The sequence below is a fragment of the Rhodococcus sp. RD6.2 genome (assembly GCF_001040705.1).
Taxonomy (GTDB): Bacteria; Actinomycetota; Actinomycetes; order Mycobacteriales; family Mycobacteriaceae; genus Rhodococcus_G.
The window spans coordinates 1-20,672 of sequence record NZ_CVQP01000004.1 but is presented as its reverse complement, the minus strand read 5'-3'; the positions used below and the strand labels follow the sequence as shown (position 1 = coordinate 20,672).

Genomic DNA, 20,672 nt, shown 5'->3' with positions numbered 1-20,672 from the left:
GACTGGACATCACCTACGACGGGACCGATTTCTCCGGGTGGGCCCGCCAACCGGGACTGCGCACGGTGTGCGGTGTTCTCGAAGAGGCGATCTCGACGATCCTGCGACAGCCGGTGCAGTTGACCGTCGCCGGTCGCACCGACGCCGGGGTGCACGCGAGCGGCCAGGTCGCCCACTGCGACATCGGGTCGCGCCGCGACGGCGACCTGCCCGAGGGGCTCGAGGAGCCGAACCGTCTGGTGCGCAGGCTCGCCCGGTTCCTGCCGCCGGACGTGCGGGTGAAGGCGATCACCGAGGTGCCGGCCGAGTTCGACGCCCGGTTCTCGGCGATCCGGCGGCACTACGAGTACCGGATCACGACGGCGCGGTACGGGGCGGAGCCACTGCGGGCCCGTGACACGGTGTCGGTCCCGAAGCAGCTGGATCTGGATGCGATGCGCGCGGCGTCGCATTCTCTGCTCGGCCTGCACGATTTCGCCGCGTTCTGTCGTCGACGGGAGGGCGCGACGACGGTCCGCGACCTGCAGCGCTTCGACTGGATGCGTTCCGACGAGCGGTCCGCGGGCTCCGCACCGGGCGACGGCGACATCCTCACCGCATTCGTCAGTGCGGACGCATTCTGCTGGTCGATGGTGCGCAGCCTCGTCGGAGCGATCCTTGCGGTCGGGGAGGGACGACGCACGGTCGACTGGACTGCAGCGCTGCTACGGGAACGGGAGCGGTCGAGTTCAGTACTGGTTGCGCCTGCGCACGGGCTGAGCCTGGTTCGGGTCGACTATCCCGCGGACGAGGATCTGGCGTCGCGCAACGCCGCTACTCGTGAGGTGCGGTCGCTGCCGGGTGGCTGCTGCTGAGTCGTCGGTCGTGGACCGGATTCCGGGTCAGTGCCCGGTGCCCGTGATCACCGTCATGAGGACGGTTTCCGCGTTGTGCCGCGCGACGGATTTCTTGACACGCACTCGGACCACGTCGCCGTTCTTGCGGACGAGGTCGTAGTCGGCTGCCAGATCGAGTTTCTCGCCGCCGGCGAGCTGTGCCTGGGCGCGGTGGTAGTCGTCGAGCAGGTGGGGATGCACGAACTCCCGGGGCCCGAGTAGTCGGGCCTCCGGGAGCGTGTAGCCGAGGAAGTCGGCGAAGGCGCGGTTCACGTCGACGACCTGATCTTCGTCGGTGTGCAGAATCACCGGTAGGTCGAGATTGTGGATCAGCGAGCGATAGTGGGCGCCACTGATCCCGCTGGTGTATCTGGGACCGATGTGTCTCGACATGGCGTGACTCGTTTTCATCGCGACCTCCCGATTGGGCCTGCGTGTTCCTGAGTGTGCCTCTATGTGACAGTTTTATAACGCTTCGCGCAATGTGAGACCGGACACATCCAGCTGATTCGGGATCAGCCGGCCAGTGACCGCGCGATCACGAGTCGCTGAATCTGGTTGGTGCCCTCGAAGATCTGGGTGATCTTCGCTTCGCGCATGTAGCGCTCGACCGGGAAGTCCTGTGTGTAGCCGTACCCGCCGAAAACCTGGACCGCGTCGGTCGTCACCTTCATTGCGGCATCGGTGGCGACGAGCTTCGCGACCGAGGCGTGCCGGGAGTAGTCGAGGCCGGCATCGCGGCGTCGGGCGGCGTCGAGGTAGGTGGCGCGCGCCGAGTCGACGGCCGCGGCCATGTCGGCGAGGACGAAACCCAGGCCCTGGTGGTCGATGATCCGCTTGCCGAACGCCTTGCGTTCCTTGGCGTAGGCGACGGCGTCGTCGAGCGCGCCCTGGGCCAGGCCGACGGCGACGGCGGCGATGCCGAGGCGGCCGGAGTCGAGGGCGCTGAAGGCGATCGGCAGACCCTGTCCCGGCCTTCCGATCATGCGCTCGGTGGGGACGAAGGCGTTGTCGTAGTGCGCGGAGGTGGTCGGTACGGCGCGCAGGCCCATCTTCTCCTCGGGCTTCCCGAAGGACAGTCCCTCGGTCTCGGAGTCGACGAAGAAGCACGAGACGCCCCGCGAACCACTCTCGCCGGTCCGTGCGAAGAGGGTGTAGAAGTCAGCGCGTCCGCCGTTGGTGATCCAGGCCTTCGATCCGTTGATCCGGTAGCCACCCTCGGTTTCGGTTGCCTTGCAGGACAGTGCCGCGGCATCGGACCCGGCCTGGGCTTCGGAGAGACTGTAGGCGCCGATCATGTTGCCTCCCAGCATGTCCGGGAGCCACTTGGCCTTCTGTTCGTCGGTGCCGTGTGTTGCCATCGCGAAGCAGGACAGGCTGTGGACGCTGGTCGCGACGGCGACTGCGGCCCACCGCGCCCCGAGCTCCTCGAGTACCTGCAGGTACACCTCGTACGGCTGGTTCCCGCCGCCGAACTCCTCGGGGTAGGGCAGGCTGAGCAGTCCGGCCGCGCCGAGTGCGGGGAACACACCTTCGGGGAAGGTCTCGGTCTTCTCGCACTCGGCAACCTGAGGTGCGAGCACCTTGTCGGCGACGTCGCGGGTCAACTCGATCAGGTCGTGCGCTTCCTGGGTCGGGAGCAGGCGTTCGACGGGCACGGGGGTCTCCTTCGCGGTTAATCGATACTGTCAAGAATACTCCAGTACAGTTTTTAGTATGGCAACCCAGGTTCGTGGCGCCGCGCGGCGCGCTCAACTCCTCGACCAGCTCGTCGACCTTCTGCTGGCCGAGGGCTTCGCGCACCTCACCCTCGACCAGATTGCCGGGCGGCTCCGGTGCTCGAAGTCGACGCTCTACTCGCTCGCGGCCAGTAAGGAACAACTCGTGCGGGCGGCCACCGTGCACTTCTTCAGGGCCGCCACGGAGCGGGTCGAGCAAGCTGTGGTCGAAGCGACGGGGTCGCATGCGCGGATCCAGTCGTACCTCGAGGCGGTCGGGGAGCAGTTGCGCCCGGCGTCGCTGCAGTTCATGACGGACCTCGCGGCCAGCGACTCCGCACGACCGGTGTACGAGCGGAACACGGCCATTGCAGCGACGCGGGTCCGGGAACTCATCACCGAGGGTGTCGCCGCCGGCGAGTTCCGGGATGTGCACGCGGCGTTCGTCGCGGACGTCACCACGTCGACGATGGTGCGAATCCAGCGCAGGCAGGTGACCGAGGCGACGGGCCTGGGCGACGCCGAGGCCTACCGTGAACTCGCCGCGCTCGTGACCACCGGGCTGGCGACGTGAGAGCGGGACCACTGGTCGTGTCGCCACCTGCGGCATGATGGGTCGCGTGCCTGCAGATCGGATTCGCCTCGAGGTCGTCGTCGGAAGTGTGCGCGCGGTCCGGTTCGGACCGGTAGTGGCCGACTGGTTCGTTCGGCGGGCCCGGCAGGACACGCGGTTCGAGATATCGGTCCTCGACCTTGCGGACGCCGACCTCCCCGCAGATCACACCGACAGTCCACAGGCGCAACGCTTTCGGGCCAGGGTCGACGCTGCGGACGCGTTCGTGTTCGTGACTCCCGAGTACAACCACGGCTACCCCGCTGCGCTGAAGAATGCCGTCGACACCGCGAAAGAGGAGTGGCGCGGCAAGCCGGTCGGATTCGTGTCCTACGGCGGACTGTCGGGCGGTCTCCGCGCCACCGAGCAGCTCAGGCAGGTTGTTGCGGAGGTCCACATGGTGTCCGTACGTCAGACCGTCAGCTTCCATCAGGCGCGCAAGCGCTTCGACGCGGCGGGCGAGACCGACGACGGTGCGGCGATCGACAGCCACGGCAGACTGCTCGATCAGCTGTCGTGGTGGGCGGACGCGGTGCGTGGTGCGCACGCGACCCGCCCTTACCCGGGGTAGCACCCGCTCTGTTCGGGGTGACGGTCACCCGGCGCGAACGGGTACCGGAGCGGTGCGCGGCCGGCCCAGGAACGTCGCCTCGGCCGCGGTGCTCACCATCGTGAGGTCGTGGCGGGACCCCGCCGCCCACAGCACGATCCGGTTGCCGTGGCCACCGGGCTGCAGCAGTGCGACGGTGACACTCTCGGGCGTGGGTGTGTCGCCGACGTGGATTGCGGTGACGCCTGCCGGGATCGGGAACGGCGGGGTGCCGTCGAAGACCACGGCGGTCGCCCCGGCGGGCGCACCGTCCGCACCGACGAGGGACAGGCGCGCGGCGTCGCCAACCGATCCGACGAAGTCGCGCCACACCTGCGGGCGGTTGCTGTGCACGGCGATCCGGGCACCGGTGGCGACTGCCCGGAGCAGCACCTGCTGAGCCAGGTACGGTTCGCCGATCAGGTCCACCCGTCCGATGTCGGGGCCGACGACGCGAATCGTCACGCCGCGACCGTCGGCGTCGGATCCGACGAGCTGGCCGCAGCCGCCACGCGAGAGCGTCACCGATTCCAGGTCCGAGACCTCGACGTCCGTGAACGTCGTGAGCGAGTCGAGGGCGGATGCGCACCCCGGTTGGTGGGAAGCCAATGCGGACGCGTCCCTCCCGGTCGTGGGCGCAACGCCGGAAATCGGCGGACGTTCGGGAAGTGCCGCCGCGGTGAACCGGCACGACGCTGCGAGCCGAGCCGCAGCGGCGCCGCCGGGACGGATGCGGACGGTGACCGTGGTCGCCTCGGTTCGGACGGCCCAGACATCGGTGAGGACACCGCAGGTCAGTAGGCGTGGGTCGAGGGAGTAGCCGGTGTTCACGCCCTCCGGCAGCGTGAGGTGCCCCCACGAGCGGGGCGCCGACAACGGTTCCACTCCGGCAGTGATCAGGTCTCGGGCAGAACGGATTTCGGTCGCGGACAGGACTCGGGTCGCGGTGCCGAGATGCGACAGCGTGCGGGTGATGCGCTGGGTCGCCACCGACAGCGCACGCGTGGCGCCGTCGGCGCCTCCGCCGCGCAGCGCGACCGATCGGGCCTGCTCCGCCGCGTCGAATCGCACCACGAGCCAGACGGAACGGGTTGCGATCGCGGGCAGGGGCCCGACGAGTTCGTTGTAGACGCGAGCGGACGGTGAACGAGTATCGACGCGGCGTCCGTGCGCGACGACGTCGATGCCTGCCAGCGAGATATCGTGCTGAGTGAGAGATTCCGCGAGAGCCGACAGAGGAAGCGGATGGTCGTCGACGATCTCGTCGCGGCTTAGCCGCGTTACTCCGCCCCGCGGTGGAAGCACCTCGATCACCGAACTGACGGTCCCGCCGTCCCACACCATGCCGGTCACGCTGCCGTCGGCCGAAGCGGAGTCGGTGACGACGGTCGCGGCGGCGCGTCCGGTGCGATACCGGGCGGCGGTCACCACCCAGTCCAGCACCGATCGGCGGCGCACGGGAACCAGGCACACGACGGCCGGGACGGAGGCGACGAGGAGGGCCTGCCACCAGATCATCCCGGCGCAGGTCACGATCACCGCGACCGCGAGCGCAACGAATTGCGCTGTGAGCAGTGCAGGTATCGCGGGAACAAGGTGGCTGCGCCAACGCGTCACGTTCGTCCCCCTCGTAGACCCGGACGCCCCCACGGCCCGGTTTCCGCGGACTGTACTCTGTGCCCCCGTAGTGCGGGCCAAGCGGGGGAGGCAAGGTGGCAGCACAGCCGACTACACGGTGGCAGGTGAGCGGATACCGCTTCCTGGTACGCCGGATGGAACACGCACTGGTGCGCCGGGACGTGCGAATGCTGCACGACCCCATGCGCAGCCAGTCGCGTGCGCTCGCGGTCGGTGCGCTGCTGTCGCTGCTGGTGGTGGCGGGATGCGGCGCGTTGGCCCTGATCCGGCCGCAGGGCAGCATCGGCAGTGCCCGAATCGTGGTGGGTAAGGATTCCGGCGCGATGTTCGTCGTCGTCGACGAAACCCTGCATCCCGTACTCAATCTCGCATCGGCTCGGCTGATCGTGGGAAGTGCCGATCGGCCTGTGATCGTGAAGGAATCCGAGTTGGGGACTCGTCCGCGCGGTGCCCTGCTCGGCATCCCCGGTGCGCCGTCAGCACTTCCGCACCAGGACCCGGGCGCGTGGACCCTGTGCGATTCGATCGCACCCGGCGGGGCCCGTGCCGTGAGCACGACGATCGTCGTCGGTGGCCCCCGACTCGGGGACGGCGCCGACGAGCTCGACTCCGGCGAGGCACTTCTCGTTCAGAGTCTGGACGGAACGTGGCTGGTGCACAACGGGACCCGCAGCCGCATCGACCTCGGCGACCACGCGGTATCCCTCGCATTCGAGCTGGAAGGAATCGCGCCCCGGCCGATGAGCGAGGGCCTCCTCGCGGCGATCCCCGAGGCGCCGGCGCTGGTTCCGCCGGCGATCCGGGACGCAGGCCAGGAACCGGCGTATCCGATGGGCGGCAAGCCGATCGGGTCGGTGGTACAGGTCCAGGACGCGAAGGAGACCCGCTACTACGTGGTCCTCTCCGACGGCCTGCAGCGGGTCGGGCGGGCGACCGCAGACCTGATCAGGTTCTCGGATTCGCACGGTGTCACGGAAATGGACGCCGTGGCGCCCGATGTCGTGGCCCGCCCGCCTCAGTCGTCTGCGCTTCCGGTCGGGACGTTCCCCGAGACCCCGCCGCGAATCGTCGACGACCAGAGCGAGCCGGTCGGCTGCCTGACATGGCGGCCCGTACCCGGCGACGGTGGCATCCGGGCGACCATTGCCGTCGTCGCGGGAAACACCCTTCCCCTGCCTGCCGGGGCGAAGCCGGTGACACTCGCGCAGAGCGACGGTCCGGGGAGCATGGCCGATCAGTTCTACGCCGGTCCGGGCAGCGGTGCCCTGGTCCACTCGACCGGGATTACTCCGTCCAGCGAACGCCACGGTGCACTCTTCTTCGTCGCCGACACCGGCGTGCGCTACGGCATCGAGAATCGTGACAACGCAACATTGCTCGGCTTCCCAGAGGAGTCGATCCCGGCGCCGTGGCCGATCCTCGGTCTGCTGGCGCCGGGGCCGCGCCTCGGAAGGGAAGAAGCCCTCCTCGCACACGACGGTGTGGCTCCCGACGATCAGCCGATGGACGTCCCGGCCCCCTGAGTGCTTGGACCGCTGTGCCGCTGAGTGCTTGTATGGCCGCGCCGCTGAGTGCTCGTACGGCTGTGCCGCAGTGGAACCGAGGCGAGCAGGCCGATCATCAGCAGTGTGACCATCACTGCCGCACCGATCAGGGCCACCGTGCGGGGTCGGTTGTCCGGCGGCGGGGCCTGCTCGGGTACCGGCAGCGCCACCGACTGCGGCTCGGTCGGCACCGCGGGTCCGGTCGCGGTGACCGCGGCGAGTGGGTCGACGACACCGTGCCCGACGAACGGATCCCAGCCGCCGGCAGGTGCATGGGCGGTCTCCTCGATCCTTGCTATCACCTGCGCCGCGGACAGTTCCGGGTGACGTGCCCGGATCAGCGCGGCGGTCCCCGACACGTAGGGCGCCGCGAAGCTGGTCCCCTCGATCCTGCCGCCGTTGACGGAGTCCGTGAGCCCGGCGTCGTGCAGGCGTCGCGGATCCAGGGAGGTCACGGCGACGCCGGGTGCGGCCACGTCCACCCACGGTCCGGGGACGGTGAAGGCGCTCGGTGCTCCGTCGAGATCGACCGACCCGACCGTGAGCACCTGGTCGTCGTACCAGGCGGGGGTCGCGACGGTGACCACGTCGTCCCACGGGTTCGAGTGCGGCCGCGCCGGGTCGAGCGGTGGATTCGGCTCCTTGCAGAGATCCCCGAGATTCCCTGCGGCGGCGACGATCACCGCGTCCTTGACGCGAGCCGCGTAGTCGATCGCGGCGCCGAGCGCACGGTGGTCGCCTGCGGACGGCGACACGCATGCGACTTCGGAGATGTTGATGACGCGCGCACCTCGATCGGCGGCGAAGCGGATGGCGGATGCCAGTGTGGTCAGGGTGCCGACGCCGCGTGCGTTCTGTTCGTCGGGGTCGCGGTTGGCGCCGACCCTGCGAAAGACGGCGCTGGACTGCCGGATCGTCAGGATCCGGGCGTCGGGTGCAACGCCCGCGAATCCGCTGGAGTCGGATCGGCGAGCGGCGATGATCCCTGCGACGAGCGTGCCGTGTGCGTCGCAGTCGGACGTGCCGTCGCCGGGGGAGACGAAGTCGGCGCCTGCTTCGAGGCCGGGGAGGCGCGGGTGCGGTTCGACGCCGGTGTCGATCACGGCAACGAGCTGGCCGGCGCCGGTGGACAGGGGCCAGACCGCATCCAGGTCCAGTGCCCGCTGCGGTGTCGGAGTCGGCCGCGGATCCGCCACTTCGGATGTCTGGTTACACGGGTCGCGAAGTTCGGTGGGCGGTGGGGGAATGTTCGCGGGGGGAAGCGCGCCCGGATCGATCGTGGGCGGCGCGACGGCGACGGTGGTGGCCGGGAACGTCGTCGTCAGCGTGGCCGCCAGGATGCCGGTCGCCAGAACGCGTGCGATCTGCCCGGCGTCCATCACAGTCCACGCATCGCCGCGAACAGTCCCGCGACCCAGCAGGTCAGGGGTAGCACGGAGGCGATGGCGGCGTAGTCGATCAGCTCGGAGGCGCGCCGCTGGACGGGCGAGAACTCGTGGCGCGGAGCAACGACGCCGAGCGTGAGCGCCACCCCGACTCCGAGGGTCGCGAGTACGAGAATGGCAGGCGCCCAACCTGGTTCGGTGACCGCGACGCTGGCCAGGAGGAGGATGAGGATCAGTGATCCGGATCCGATGAGCGGTGCCGCCTGCGACAGGCTGGCGTACGTTCGGCCGCGGAACGTCAACACGAGGGCCGCGACCGCCGCGAGCGCGAACCCGGGCCAGTCGACGGCGCGGAAGGCGTCGGCCGCGATCAGCGCGCCTGCGGCGGTGGTGACCGCCGTGGAACACACCAGTCCTGTCAGGTGGCCACGGGCTCGCCCGGCCTTCTCCTCGAGACCCGCGAACGAAGGCAGTGGCGCGTCGCCTTCTTCGGCCGCCTCCTCGGTGTCCAGGGGTGAGCCCGGAGACGGAACCGGTGGCAGAGGCAGCTTGGCGAGCAGCATCGCGATCCGCGGTGCACACGCGAGCAGCACCAGCGCCGTCGCGGTCACGATCGCGCCGATCGCCTGGTCCGGCAGGTCCGTCAGCACGGAGATTCCTGCTGCGCCTGCCGCCACGACCGCCGTCGTCGAGACCGCAACGGCGACACCGATACCGACGCCACTCATGCGTGCTGCGAGCACCGCGAATGCACCGCAGGTGACGGTGCCGAGCAGCAGTGCAGGCGCGCCCGGTTCGCCGGGAACGACCAAAGCGCCCGCCGCGAACGCCGGGGCGAGAGCGGCGGCCCACAGCGTCAGCGCCGAGGCCCGGTCGTGATAGACCCGGGCGACGACGATGCCCGCGGCGACCAGCAGAACCGCGACCACGAGGGCGGCGATCATGCCGGTGGGCCCGGAGTCCTGGCGCCTCGCGAGCAGCACGGCCAGTGCCCCGACGAGCATCAGGGCGCCCGCGGCCGCCGATCCCGCGATTCGCGCGGAAGCCGGTGTCCATCGACGGAACGTGTCGGCTTCGACGGCAGCGACGTTGTGCATCAGGTCGTCGAACAGCGGGGCGGGAGCCGAGCGGTCGGCCGCCTGCAGCAGGAGCAACTCACCGTCCCGGACTCGGTGGTCGGACAGTGACCCCGTCGGATCGAGCGCGGACCTGCCGAGTCTGCCGAGCGTCCACTCGGTCGGTCCCGCTGCACGACTCCGCACGGTGGACGGGTCGCCGTGCGCGTCGAGGACGGACACCACCTCGGGGATCAGCAGCGCCAACGGCGCGCTCGCGGGCAACGCCAGATCGACCTGCACGTGATCGGCGAGAATCGTCACTCTGCACAGGTCGGTGCGCTCTCCAGAATCGACGCCGATCGCCACGAATTCCCCCTCGAACTCGACTTCACTTCGGCACTGCCCCAGCCGTGCCGCCCCCACTGCGAAACTGCGCGAACTCTACGGCAGGGGTGGGGTCGGGGTGGGTCGCGGGTTGACCGGGACATGCGTTACTGTCCAACGCTCGGACGACTGCCGGGGGATGGCGTGGCGTCCACCGCATCTCGGCCGGCGGGGGCGGAGCGGGACCAGGGGGTGAGCGCTTCATGGCCACAGTGCGTTTCGTGCGCAAGGCGCGCGGGGAAGTGCCGCGCACGCCCGGCGGCGAGGTGAGCCTGCAGCCGCCTCCGGACATCCCGAAGGTCGTCCCGGGGAATCTCGTGCAGAAGTTGCTGCCGGTGGTGATGGTCGTGGCGATGGTCGGCATGGTCGCGTTGATGTTCACCTCGGGCATGTCGTCGAACCCGATGTCGCTCATGTTCCCCGTGATGATGGTCGTCTCGATGCTCGGAATGCTCGCGGGTGGACGGGGCAACGGTTCGCGGGGAGCGGAGATCAACGAGGACCGCAAGGACTACCTGCGCTACCTGGACCAGTTGCGCCGCGACGTCTACGACACGGTGGACAAGCAGCGGGCGGCGTTGGACTGGAGTCATCCGGATCCCGCACACCTGTGGACGCTCGCAGGCACCGCGCGAATGTGGGAACGCCGCGTCGGCGATCAGGACCACCTGCACGTCCGGGTCGGCCGCGGCAGTCAGCGGCTGGCAACGAGACTCGTGACGCCCGAGACCGGACCGGTCGAGGACCTCGAGCCGGTTGCGGCGGTGTCGCTGCGTCGGTTCGTCCGCACGCACTCGGTCGTCCCGAGCCTGCCGACCGCGGTGGCGATGCGCGGGTTCGCGGCGATCGGATTCGAGGGGGACAGGTCTGCATCACGCGACCTGGTCCGCGCGATGCTGGTGCAGCTGTGCACCTTTCACGGTCCCGATGTCGTGCAGGTCGTCGTCGTGTGTGGCCCCGACACCACCGCCGAGTGGGAATGGGTGAAGTGGCTGCCACACGCCCAGCACCCGGATCGTGTCGACGGGGTGGGCAGCGGGCGCATGGTCTACGGCTCCCTGGCCGAACTTGACGAGGTCCTCGGCCCCTACCTGGCGATGCGCGCGCGGTACTCGCGGACGGCCCCGGCAACCGCGGGCGTCCCGCAGGTTCTGGTGGTGTTGGACGGCGGAATCACTTCCGGCCCCGGCATCCTCGACGACGGCCTGGACTCGGTGACGGTGCTCGACCTGGGCGGCTACCGACCGACGTTGTCGGCAACCCGCGGGATCCAGTTGGTGCTCTCCGGCACGGGGATCGGGGCCCGCAGCGCGTCGGGTGTCGAGACTTTCGCTGTACCCGACGGGCTCAGCATGCACCAGGCCGAGACGGCAGCTCGTCGCCTCGCGCCGTTCCGCGTCGCCACCGGGGCGGTCACCGACGCCGGTGACGGCGCCGACGACACCGACACCGACTGGCGGCGCCTGCTCGGGCTCCCTGACCTCATCGCCCTGGACGTGGCGACGGCGTGGGCGCCGCGGAGCCCGCGGGACCGGTTGCGGGTCCCGATCGGCGTCGGGATGGACGGCTCGCCGGTCGAGATCGACCTGAAGGAGTCCGCGGAGAACGGGATGGGCCCGCACGGGCTGTGCATCGGCGCGACCGGCTCGGGCAAGTCCGAGTTCCTGCGGACCCTCGTCCTCGGACTCGCCGCCACGCATTCCCCGGACGCGCTCAATCTCGTGCTCGTCGACTTCAAGGGTGGTGCGACGTTCCTCGGTCTCGAGGGGTTGCCTCATGTCGCGGCCGTCATCACGAACCTCGCCGAGGAGTTGGCGATGGTGGACCGGATGAGGGACGCGCTGGCAGGCGAGATGAACCGCAGGCAGGAGTTGCTGCGCGCGGCAGGAAACTTCGCCAACGTGACCGAGTACGAGCGGGCCAGGGTTGGGGGCGCTGCTCTCGCTCCGTTGCCCGCCATGTTCATCGTCGTCGACGAGTTCTCCGAACTGCTCAGCCAACAGCCGGAGTTCGCGGACCTGTTCGTCGCGATCGGACGTCTGGGACGCTCGCTACACATCCATCTGCTGCTGGCGAGTCAGCGCCTCGACGAAGGCAAGATGCGTGGACTCGACAGCCACCTCTCGTACCGGATCGGCCTGAAGACATTCTCCGCCAACGAATCGCGCACTGTCCTCGGCGTCCCCGACGCCTACCACCTGCCTGCGCAACCCGGCGCCGGCTACCTCAAGTGCGACTCGGCCGAGATCGTCCGTTTCGCCGCGGCGTACGTGTCGGGTCCGTACCTGCGGCGCACGTCCGGGGGCGTCCTCGCGGCGTCCGCCGCGGCGGTGGACCTGCGTCCGCGGTCGTTCACCGCGGCGGCGGTCGCGTTGCCCGCCGCGCCCGAACCGGAACGGGCGGAGGAGCCGGACGTCGTCACGGACACGGGACGCACGGTGCTCGACACCGTGGTCGACCGGCTGCGTGGACGAGGGTCGGCCGCGCACGAGGTGTGGCTGCCGCCGCTCGACGTGTCACCCGCACTCGGCGATCTGGTTGCCTCGCCCGCACCCACCGACAGCGAACCGGTCGCGTTGCGCGCGCCGATCGGCATCGTCGACCGCCCCTACGACCAGCGCCGAGACCTGCTGGTCGTCGACCTCGCGGGTTCGCGCGGCAACGTCGCCGTTGTCGGTGGCACCCAGTCCGGCAAGTCGACAGCGCTGCGGACGATGATCCTGGCGATGGCCCTGACACACACGCCCCGTCAGGTGCAGTTCTACTGCCTGGACTTCGGCGGCGGCACCCTCTCGGGGCTGGCAGGTCTGCCGCACGTCGGGTCGGTTGCGAACCGCCTCGACGTCGACCGGGTAAGGCGCACCGTCGCCGAGATGAACACGCTCGTACGCGACCGGGAGCGCAGGTTTCGCGAACTCGGGATCGACTCGATGACGGAGTTCCGCCGCCGCCGCGCCGCGGGCGATCCGAACGTCGCGGGTGACCCCTACGGCGACGTGTTCCTGATGGTGGACGGATGGCCCGGAGTCCGGCAGGACTTCGAGTCGCTGGAGATGCAGATCAATGCTCTGGCCAGTCAGGGCTTGTCGTTCGGCGTGCACGTCGTGGTCACCGCTTCCCGGTGGGCGGAGATCCGCCCGGCACTCAAGGACCAGCTGGCGACGCGAATCGAACTGCGCCTCGGAGATCCGGCGGACTCGGACTTCGGGCGGGTCAAGGCGAGCCGTGTGCCGCAGGGCAGACCGGGCCGTGGCATGACTTCCGAGGGACTGCACATGCTCGTGGCACTGCCGCGGGTCGACGGTGGGGAGACCACCGACGACCTCGGCGCAGGCGTCGCGGACGCGGTCGCGCGGATCGGCGCCGGTTCCACCGGAGACCGGGCGCCCGCTGTCCGGATGCTGCCGGAACGCTGCGATCGGACCGACGTCGTGGCCCGATCGGCCGGGTGGCCGCCCGCCGACGAATCCGCGTGCCTGCGGGTGCCCATCGGGCTGGATGAGGCCGACCTCGCGCCCGTGTACGTGGATTTCAACGTCCACCAGCACATGCTGGCCTTCGCAGACGGAGGCGCGGGCAAGACCACGCTTCTGCGCGGAATCTGCGCGGGACTGATGGAATCGAACACCCCGAAACAGGCCAAGATCATCCTCGCCGACTACCGCCGAACCATGCTCGGCGCCGTCGAGGGTCCGCATCTCGCCGGCTACGCGCCGAACGCCCAGACCCTGACGACGATGATGAACGAACTCGCGGGCCTGCTGACCGCGCGGATGCCTGGGGCGGATCTGACTCCGCAGCAGATCCGTGACCGATCGTGGTGGACCGGACCGGAGATCTACGTGGTCGTCGACGACTACGACCTGGTCGTCACGTCGAGTGGCAACCCGCTGCTTCCGATCCTCGACCACCTCGCGCACGGCAGGGACGTCGGATTCCACCTGATCGTGGCCCGCAGGTCCGGCGGTGCTGGCCGCGCGCTCTACGAGCCGATCATCGCGCGACTCCGCGACCTCGTACCGACCGGATTCGTGATGAGCGGAAGCCGAGACGAGGGCAACCTGATCGGAACTGCGCGCCCCACCGAGATGCCGCCCGGCCGAGCGGCATTGGTCACCCGCTCCGGGAACACCCAGATCCAGATCGCGTGGATGCCGCCGCTGTGACCGGACGATCGGTGGTCGCGGTGCACCTGACCGAGTCCGCAACGTGGGCTCGCCAGGGTGGCCGGACCATCGAGCGTCCGTCGGGTGTGATCGTCGCCGCGGGCGGACTCGTCGTCGGTGTGGACCGCGCGATGGCCGCGTCCGACGAGGTCTTCGAACCCGCACCGATCCGGTTCGTGGACGACGACGTGCTCCTCCTCGGGACCGACGCGGTCGATGTCGTCGAGGTTCTGGCGGAAGTTCTCGCCGACGCGGTCGTCGCTGCCGGAGCGGTGACGCCCGTCGACCACCTCGTCGTCACCTGCCCGACGGGATGGCTCACGCGTCGCCGCCGGGTCCTGGCCGCGGCGGGTCGTCGTCTCGCTCGTGAGGTCCGTGTGGTGACGATCGCGGACATCGCAGCGGCGGTGATGGATCCCGACGGCGCCAACCGGTCCGGTGTGGTCCTCGAGGTCGGAGTACTGGCGTCGGAGGCCACCGCGACGATCGGCGGTGGCAGGGTCGGTGTCGACTCGATCGGCGCGATGGATCTGTCGGTTCGCCCGGAAGCCGTGGCAGAGCTCGCCGAGGTGGTTCACACCGCGCACGCGGACGTCCCCGAATGGATTGCCGTCGTCGGCACACTGCCGACCGGGGTCGCCGGCGGACTGGCGGACGCACTTCGCCGCCGATGGGGCCTCGACGTCCCGGTGTGCGAGATCCCCCCGCGCACCCTCGTCGGGGCCGCATTCGAGTGGGGTCTGGGTCAGGCGGGTCAGCTGCCGCGCGTCTCGGGTCCCGGCGACGACTCCGAGCCCGTTCCCGCAAGGACGTCACGCCGATGGGGCGTGGTACTCGCGGCGGTCGTCACGGTGGTCGTGGGGGCGGCACTGATCGTGGTGCACGGTTCGGTGGACGACACCCCGACCACCGGGAACGCGTCGACAGACGCGCCGGTCGTCTCGGACACGGTGATCCCCGCTCCCGCACCGACGTCGATCGCGGCTCCGGCTTGGGTCTCGACGGGCCGGGCGGCGCTGGAAGTGCCTCCGGGCTGGCACCGGCGAGGCTCCGAGGGCGGGGCGGATCGTGTGGAACTGGTCCGAGACGACGGAAGGCCCGCACGAATCCTGCTGGTACAGAAGGAACTTCTCCCCGGCGCCGACCTCGACGCGGTCGCGGTGACGCTCGGCGACCAGATCGAGGCCCGCTCGGACACGTTCGGGGAACTCTCGCGCATCGAGTTCGACGCGCGGCCCGCCCTGGCGTACGTGGAGGTACCCGACCACGATTCACGGGTCGTGTGGCGGGTGTTCGTATCCGATGAACTGCAGGTCAGTATCGGTTGCCAGGCGCTCAGGGGGGAGCCCGACAGCGTGGCGCAGGCCTGTGACGCCGTCGCCGGTTCGGTCATGATCTCGGCCCGGTGACCGATCCGAGGCGTACGGCTTTGTTCCCGTACTCGCCCATCTGGGGGAATCTCTCCGGAACCCGATGGAACCGAATGGGGCGCTGGCTGCGTCCAACCGTGTGTAGGCGAGTCCAGGTCGGCCCATCCAGGGGTCGAACATCGCGGACGCGGGACACCAGGAGGGGTGCATGAACGAGGAGTTCAAGGCCGAAACCGGGACCATGGAGAGCGCGGCGGCGCACGTGAAGGAGGTCAGCGACGGCATCGACGGACTGCAGCGGGGTCTGCAGCAGCGGCTGACGGCCGTGGAGGGCGCGTGGGGCGGCACGGCGAGGAAGACGTTCGACGGACTCATCGCCAGCTGGGACGACAGTGCTCGGCGTTTGAACCAGGCGCTCGTCGCGATCAGCGAGAACATCCGCACGAACGGCAACACCTTCACGGAGGCTCAGGACGCCCACGTCGCGGCGCTCAACAACGCGGGTGCCAGCCTCGACATCTGACCGCCCTCGGTCGGAGTCAAATACGAACGAATCACACGACCTGAACGAATCATCAAGGGGGACAACATGGGCGGCGACGAGATCCGCTACAACTTCGGTGTCATCGAAGGTGCCCGCGCGGACATCGCGAGCACCACCGCGGCCATCGAGGATCAGCTCTTCCAACTCAAGAAGTTCATCGAGCCGCTGGCCGCGACCTGGGGCGGCACCGCCGCCGCGGCCTACCAGCGTGAGCAGGGCAACTGGGACCGCTCGGCTGCCGATCTGAAGGCCGTGCTCGACGCGATCGGCCGCGCGGTTGGCTCGGGTAACGAGGAGATGCAGGAAACGAACAACCGGGCGGCTGCCAGCTGGGGCTGATCCGCGCGCGTTCACAGGCTGAGGACGTTCCCGGTGGAGGAGAGCCATCGGGAACGTCCTCTCGCGCTGTCCGGGTCAGGGACGGAAGACGAGAAGCGGGACGTGTAGTTCTGCCGAGGTCAGCGAACCGTGGTGCCCCACGAGGATCGACTGCAGTGGTTCCGCGGATCGGCGGATCAGTGCGCCGTCACCGGTCGCGACCGCGATGACGTCGCCGATGCGCTCCTGAGCGAGGGTGTTCACGGTCGGGCCGAACCATCCGCGCTCGATCACCTCCGCGCGCGAGAGGACCGCGAAGTCGCCGCCCAGGCGGGACCGCCAGCGCTCGAGGACGGACTCGGCCTCGCCGCGCTCGGTGTAGACGTGACGCGCGCGGGGCTCACCGCCGATCTGCCGCACACCTTCGTTCAGCTCGGGTTCCTGATCGACGTCGAGAGGTGACCGGACCTGAACCATCCCGTGGTCCGCGGTCACGATCAGGGCACCGTCCGACGGCAGACGCGACGCGATCTGGCGGGCCAGCAGATCGACCTGCGCGAGCTCGAGGGCCCACGCGGCCGATTCGGGTCCCCGCGCATGCCCCGTCAGGTCGAGCTCACCGTGGTACGCGTAGACGAGGGAACGCTCGCCCTCCCGCAGCGACGTCACGGCCGCATCCACCAGGTCGCCCATGGAGAACGTCGGCTTGAACTCGCCACCGCGCAGCGCGGCCCGGGTCAGGCCGGAACCGCCCTGATAAGCGGGTGCCACCCTCGACACGGTGACGCCTGCCGCCGCCGCGCGCTCGAACGCTGTCGGTGCCGGCTGGAACTGCTCGGGGACGAGCTCACGAAGCAGGTCGACACGCGGACCTTCCCCGTGCAGGCGCCACTTCAGGGGATTCATCAGCCGGTCCTCTCCGGGCACCGACATCAGATAGCCGACGACGCCGTGCTCACCGGAGGGCATTCCCGTCCCGAGTGACGCCAGGCTGGCCGCGGTGGTCGTGGGGAAGCCGGCGGTGAGCCGGGGGCCGGGCACAGCGGACGTGAGGAACGGGGCCTCGTCCGGGTGCGCGGCCAACAGTTCCGAACCGAGACCGTCCACCAGGAGGATGCACACCCGATTGACGCCGGTGAGGTCGAGTCCGATGCGATCGGACTCGCCGTTCACGCCGAGTTGGGCAAGGACAGAGGGAACGAGGTCCGACAGCGAATCCCGTCCGTACTGCGGAGCAAGCAACATGCGTTCAGGCTAGGACGTGGCCCTCCAACCATGGCTACATCGCGGTTTTCGGGCCTGTGACCAGCTGATTTGCGGAGGGCAGGTCGGTCGCGTAACTTTTGTCGAGTCAGAGCGACACGGACACCGACTCCGCCCCCGGGTGAGAGACACGAGGTTGTACGAAGGCGCCTGGCCAATCCAGAGGTTAGCGACAGTAGTAATACTGTTGCGCTTCGANTGCCTTTACTGATTGTGACCGACACGGTTTTGACCGAGTCGCTGCGATGAGTTAGGCTGGAACAGTTGCCCCGGAGCGGCCGAGAACGAGTTTCTNGGTGGTGATGGTGTGTGCGTGTTCTTTGAGAACTCAACAGTGTGCCGATGAATGTCAGTGCCAATNTTTTGGTACTCCACTCCATCATTTGTATGGGGTGGGTATTGCTGGCTCCGGTCCTTCTTCCGTCGGATTCGGGGTCAGTGTTTGAATGCTAGTTTGAGTTTTTGAATGCTAGTGATTTGACTCGATGTCTATGACTGATTAGCGGCTTGCCGCGAAATCTAGAGTCTTCAACGGAGAGTTTGATCCTGGCTCAGGACGAACGCTGGCGGCGTGCTTAACACATGCAAGTCGAGCGGTAAGGCCCCTTCGGGGGTACACGAGCGGCGAACGGGTGAGTAACACGTGGGTGATCTGCCCTGCACTTCGGGATAAGCCTGGGAAACTGGGTCTAATACCGGATATGACCAAAGGCTGCATGGCTTTTGGTGGAAAGGTTTACTGGTGCAGGATGGGCCCGCGGCCTATCAGCTTGTTGGTGGGGTAATGGCCTACCAAGGCGACGACGGGTAGCCGACCTGAGAGGGTGACCGGCCACACTGGGACTGAGACACGGCCCAGACTCCTACGGGAGGCAGCAGTGGGGAATATTGCACAATGGGCGAAAGCCTGATGCAGCGACGCCGCGTGAGGGATGACGGCCTTCGGGTTGTAAACCTCTTTCAGCAGGGACGAAGCGAAAGTGACGGTACCTGCAGAAGAAGCACCGGCCAACTACGTGCCAGCAGCCGCGGTAATACGTAGGGTGCGAGCGTTGTCCGGAATTACTGGGCGTAAAGAGCTCGTAGGCGGTTTGTCGCGTCGTCTGTGAAAACCAGCAGCTCAACTGCTGGCTTGCAGGCGATACGGGCAGACTTGAGTACTGCAGGGGAGACTGGAATTCCTGGTGTAGCGGTGAAATGCGCAGATATCAGGAGGAACACCGGTGGCGAAGGCGGGTCTCTGGGCAGTAACTGACGCTGAGGAGCGAAAGCGTGGGTAGCGAACAGGATTAGATACCCTGGTAGTCCACGCCGTAAACGGTGGGCGCTAGGTGTGGGTTTCCTTCCACGGGATCCGTGCCGTAGCTAACGCATTAAGCGCCCCGCCTGGGGAGTACGGCCGCAAGGCTAAAACTCAAAGGAATTGACGGGGGCCCGCACAAGCGGCGGAGCATGTGGATTAATTCGATGCAACGCGAAGAACCTTACCTGGGTTTGACATATACCGGAAAGCCGTAGAGATACGGCCCCCCTTGTGGTCGGTATACAGGTGGTGCATGGCTGTCGTCAGCTCGTGTCGTGAGATGTTGGGTTAAGTCCCGCAACGAGCGCAACCCTTGTCCTGTGTTGCCAGCGCGTAATGGCGGGGACTCGCAGGAGACTGCCGGGGTCAACTCGGAGGAAGGTGGGGACGACGTCAAGTCATCATGCCCCTTATGTCCAGGGCTTCACACATGCTACAATGGCCGGTACAGAGGGCTGCGATACCGTGAGGTGGAGCGAATCCCTTAAAGCCGGTCTCAGTTCGGATCGGGGTCTGCAACTCGACCCCGTGAAGTCGGAGTCGCTAGTAATCGCAGATCAGCAACGCTGCGGTGAATACGTTCCCGGGCCTTGTACACACCGCCCGTCACGTCATGAAAGTCGGTAACACCCGAAGCCGGTGGCCTAACCCTTGTGGAGGGAGCCGTCGAAGGTGGGATCGGCGATTGGGACGAAGTCGTAACAAGGTAGCCGTACCGGAAGGTGCGGCTGGATCACCTCCTTTCTAAGGAGCATTCTCCAGCAGACGAGGTCGAACAGTCGATTTCGTGTCTGGCAGAGCCCGTTTCGTTCCCACACGTGGAACGGCGGGAGCTCATGGGTGGACGCTGACAAGCTTTTCCGCGTATCGGTTGGTCCCTTGTGGCCGGCCGGCGGTGAATATATCGACATACTGTTGGGTCCTGAGAGAACACGCGAGTGTTTGTCTCTAGGGTAAACGACGAGCGATCGTGGTTGTCACATCGGCCTGGTTTTCCGGGTGCTGGTGACAGCGATTTTCACGGTTGTTTGTGTGTTGTTTGAGAACTGCACAGTGGACGCGAGCATCTTTGTTGTAAGTAATGAAGAGCGTACGGTGGATGCCTTGGCACCAGGAGCCGATGAAGGACGTAGGAGGCTGCGATAAGCCTCGGGGAGCTGTCAACCGAGCTGAGATCCGAGGATTTCCGAATGGGGAAACCCAGCACGAGTGATGTCGTGTTACCCGCACCTGAATATATAGGGTGTGTGGAGGGAACGTGGGGAAGTGAAACATCTCAGTACCCACAGGAAGAGAAAACAACCGTGATTCCGTGAGTAGTGGCGAGCGAAAGCGGAAGAGGCCAAACCATGTACATGTGATACCCGGCAGGGGTTGTGTGCGTGGGGTTGTGGGGTCATCTTTGTCAATTCTGCCGGATTGGCCGACAGTAAGAAATCATCGTGTTAGTCGAAGTGGTCTGGAACGGCCTGTCGTAGAGGGTGAGAGTCCCGTAGACGAAAACATGGTGACTGTCGTAGGTGATGCCCAAGTAGCAGCGGGCCCGTGAAATCTGCTGTGAATCTGTCGGGACCACCCGATAAGCCTGAATACTCCCTGGTGACCGATAGCGGACTAGTACCGTGAGGGAAAGGTGAAAAGTACCCCGGGAGGGGAGTGAAATAGTACCTGAAACCGTGCGCTTACAATCCGTCAGAGCCTTCGAGCAGCTTGCTGCTGGGGGTGATGGCGTGCCTTTTGAAGAATGAGCCTGCGAGTTAGTGGCATGTCGCGAGGTTAACCCGTGTGGGGTAGCCGTAGCGAAAGCGAGTCCGAATAGGGCGTTTTAGTGGCATGTTCTAGACCCGAAGCGGAGTGATCTACCCATGGCCAGGGTGAAGCGACGGTAAGACGTCGTGGAGGCC

14 protein-coding genes and 2 rRNA genes are annotated in these 20,672 nt (G+C 67.5%); 10 read left to right on the top strand and 6 right to left on the bottom strand.

What is annotated here, in order from left to right:
* Positions 1-2 precede the first annotated feature (2 nt).
* Positions 3-854: a tRNA pseudouridine(38-40) synthase TruA gene (truA, locus tag RHCRD62_RS06255; RefSeq protein ID WP_157050832.1), complete on the top strand. Its 852-nt coding sequence runs from the start codon at positions 3-5 to the stop codon at positions 852-854.
* Positions 855-881: 27 nt separating this feature from the next.
* Here the strand turns inward: truA and RHCRD62_RS06250 are convergent, their stop codons facing one another.
* Positions 882-1,268 carry a PAS domain S-box protein gene (locus tag RHCRD62_RS06250; RefSeq protein ID WP_050063861.1) on the bottom strand — a complete coding sequence of 129 codons (387 nt, stop codon included), beginning with the start codon at positions 1,266-1,268 and terminating at the stop codon, positions 882-884.
* Positions 1,269-1,390: 122 nt separating this feature from the next.
* Positions 1,391-2,533, bottom strand: coding sequence for an acyl-CoA dehydrogenase family protein (locus RHCRD62_RS06245; protein WP_050063860.1), 1,143 nt, complete (start codon positions 2,531-2,533; stop codon positions 1,391-1,393).
* A gap of 58 nt (positions 2,534-2,591) precedes the next feature.
* On the opposite strand from RHCRD62_RS06245, the gene RHCRD62_RS06240 reads away from it, so the two are divergent.
* Together RHCRD62_RS06240 and RHCRD62_RS06235 are read left to right on the top strand one after the other, a co-directional pair.
* Entirely contained in the window at positions 2,592-3,167 is a 576-nt protein-coding gene (locus tag RHCRD62_RS06240; RefSeq protein ID WP_050063859.1) for a TetR/AcrR family transcriptional regulator, read from the top strand.
* A 37-nt stretch (positions 3,168-3,204) separates the two neighbouring features.
* Entirely contained in the window at positions 3,205-3,777 is a 573-nt protein-coding gene (locus tag RHCRD62_RS06235; protein WP_253277222.1) for an NADPH-dependent FMN reductase, read from the top strand.
* 24 nt (positions 3,778-3,801) lie between these two features.
* Here the strand turns inward: RHCRD62_RS06235 and eccE are convergent, their stop codons facing one another.
* Positions 3,802-5,412, bottom strand: a complete 1,611-nt coding sequence (gene eccE, locus RHCRD62_RS06230) for a type VII secretion protein EccE (RefSeq protein WP_050063857.1) — start codon at positions 5,410-5,412, stop codon at positions 3,802-3,804.
* 95 nt (positions 5,413-5,507) lie between these two features.
* Between eccE and eccB the strand changes: the two genes are divergently transcribed.
* Entirely contained in the window at positions 5,508-6,956 is a 1,449-nt protein-coding gene (eccB, locus tag RHCRD62_RS06225; protein ID WP_050063856.1) for a type VII secretion protein EccB, read from the top strand.
* Here eccB and mycP read toward each other — a convergent pair.
* Both mycP and eccD read right to left on the bottom strand, forming a co-directional pair.
* A complete protein-coding gene (gene mycP, locus RHCRD62_RS06220; RefSeq protein ID WP_084734119.1) occupies positions 6,929-8,356 on the bottom strand; it encodes a type VII secretion-associated serine protease mycosin in 1,428 nt (475 codons plus the stop codon). The two genes, eccB and mycP, sit on opposite strands and share 28 nt — an antisense overlap.
* Positions 8,356-9,786 carry a type VII secretion integral membrane protein EccD gene (eccD, locus tag RHCRD62_RS06215; protein WP_050063855.1) on the bottom strand — a complete coding sequence of 477 codons (1,431 nt, stop codon included), beginning with the start codon at positions 9,784-9,786 and terminating at the stop codon, positions 8,356-8,358. Before eccD ends, mycP begins: the two co-directional genes overlap by 1 nt.
* A 221-nt stretch (positions 9,787-10,007) precedes the next feature.
* Between eccD and eccCa the strand changes: the two genes are divergently transcribed.
* The 4 genes from eccCa to RHCRD62_RS06195 all read left to right on the top strand — a co-directional run bounded on the left by eccCa (position 10,008) and on the right by RHCRD62_RS06195 (position 16,223).
* Complete coding sequence (gene eccCa / locus RHCRD62_RS06210; protein ID WP_050063854.1) at positions 10,008-13,970, top strand: type VII secretion protein EccCa; 3,963 nt, start codon at positions 10,008-10,010, stop codon at positions 13,968-13,970.
* Positions 13,967-15,379, top strand: a complete 1,413-nt coding sequence (locus RHCRD62_RS06205) for a type VII secretion-associated protein (protein WP_157050831.1) — start codon at positions 13,967-13,969, stop codon at positions 15,377-15,379. The genes eccCa and RHCRD62_RS06205 overlap by 4 nt, the downstream gene beginning before the upstream one ends.
* A 169-nt stretch (positions 15,380-15,548) precedes the next feature.
* Positions 15,549-15,863, top strand: coding sequence for a WXG100 family type VII secretion target (locus tag RHCRD62_RS06200; RefSeq protein ID WP_050063852.1), 315 nt, complete (start codon positions 15,549-15,551; stop codon positions 15,861-15,863).
* Positions 15,864-15,929: 66 nt separating this feature from the next.
* Positions 15,930-16,223 carry a WXG100 family type VII secretion target gene (locus RHCRD62_RS06195; protein ID WP_050063851.1) on the top strand — a complete coding sequence of 98 codons (294 nt, stop codon included), beginning with the start codon at positions 15,930-15,932 and terminating at the stop codon, positions 16,221-16,223.
* A gap of 75 nt (positions 16,224-16,298) precedes the next feature.
* Here RHCRD62_RS06195 and RHCRD62_RS06190 read toward each other — a convergent pair whose 3' ends face one another.
* Positions 16,299-17,447, bottom strand: coding sequence for an alkaline phosphatase family protein (locus tag RHCRD62_RS06190; protein WP_050063850.1), 1,149 nt, complete (start codon positions 17,445-17,447; stop codon positions 16,299-16,301).
* Positions 17,448-17,993: 546 nt separating this feature from the next.
* Here RHCRD62_RS06190 and RHCRD62_RS06185 point away from each other — a divergent pair.
* Together RHCRD62_RS06185 and RHCRD62_RS06180 are read left to right on the top strand one after the other, a co-directional pair.
* Positions 17,994-19,512: ribosomal RNA gene (locus RHCRD62_RS06185) — 16S ribosomal RNA — on the top strand.
* Between the two features lie 328 nt (positions 19,513-19,840).
* A 23S ribosomal RNA gene (locus RHCRD62_RS06180) occupies positions 19,841-20,672 on the top strand; the annotation flags it as partial.

Coding starts and splice junctions, on each gene's coding strand:
- RHCRD62_RS06190 (WP_050063850.1), bottom strand. CDS start 17,447: ATGTTGCTTGCTCCGCAGTACGGACGGGATTCGCTGTCGGACCTCGTT.
- RHCRD62_RS06250 (WP_050063861.1), bottom strand. CDS start 1,268: ATGTCGAGACACATCGGTCCCAGATACACCAGCGGGATCAGTGGCGCC.
- RHCRD62_RS06200 (WP_050063852.1), top strand. CDS start 15,549: ATGAACGAGGAGTTCAAGGCCGAAACCGGGACCATGGAGAGCGCGGCG.
- RHCRD62_RS06195 (WP_050063851.1), top strand. CDS start 15,930: ATGGGCGGCGACGAGATCCGCTACAACTTCGGTGTCATCGAAGGTGCC.
- mycP (WP_084734119.1), bottom strand. CDS start 8,356: ATGGACGCCGGGCAGATCGCACGCGTTCTGGCGACCGGCATCCTGGCG.
- RHCRD62_RS06235 (WP_253277222.1), top strand. CDS start 3,205: ATGGGTCGCGTGCCTGCAGATCGGATTCGCCTCGAGGTCGTCGTCGGA.
- eccCa (WP_050063854.1), top strand. CDS start 10,008: ATGGCCACAGTGCGTTTCGTGCGCAAGGCGCGCGGGGAAGTGCCGCGC.
- RHCRD62_RS06240 (WP_050063859.1), top strand. CDS start 2,592: ATGGCAACCCAGGTTCGTGGCGCCGCGCGGCGCGCTCAACTCCTCGAC.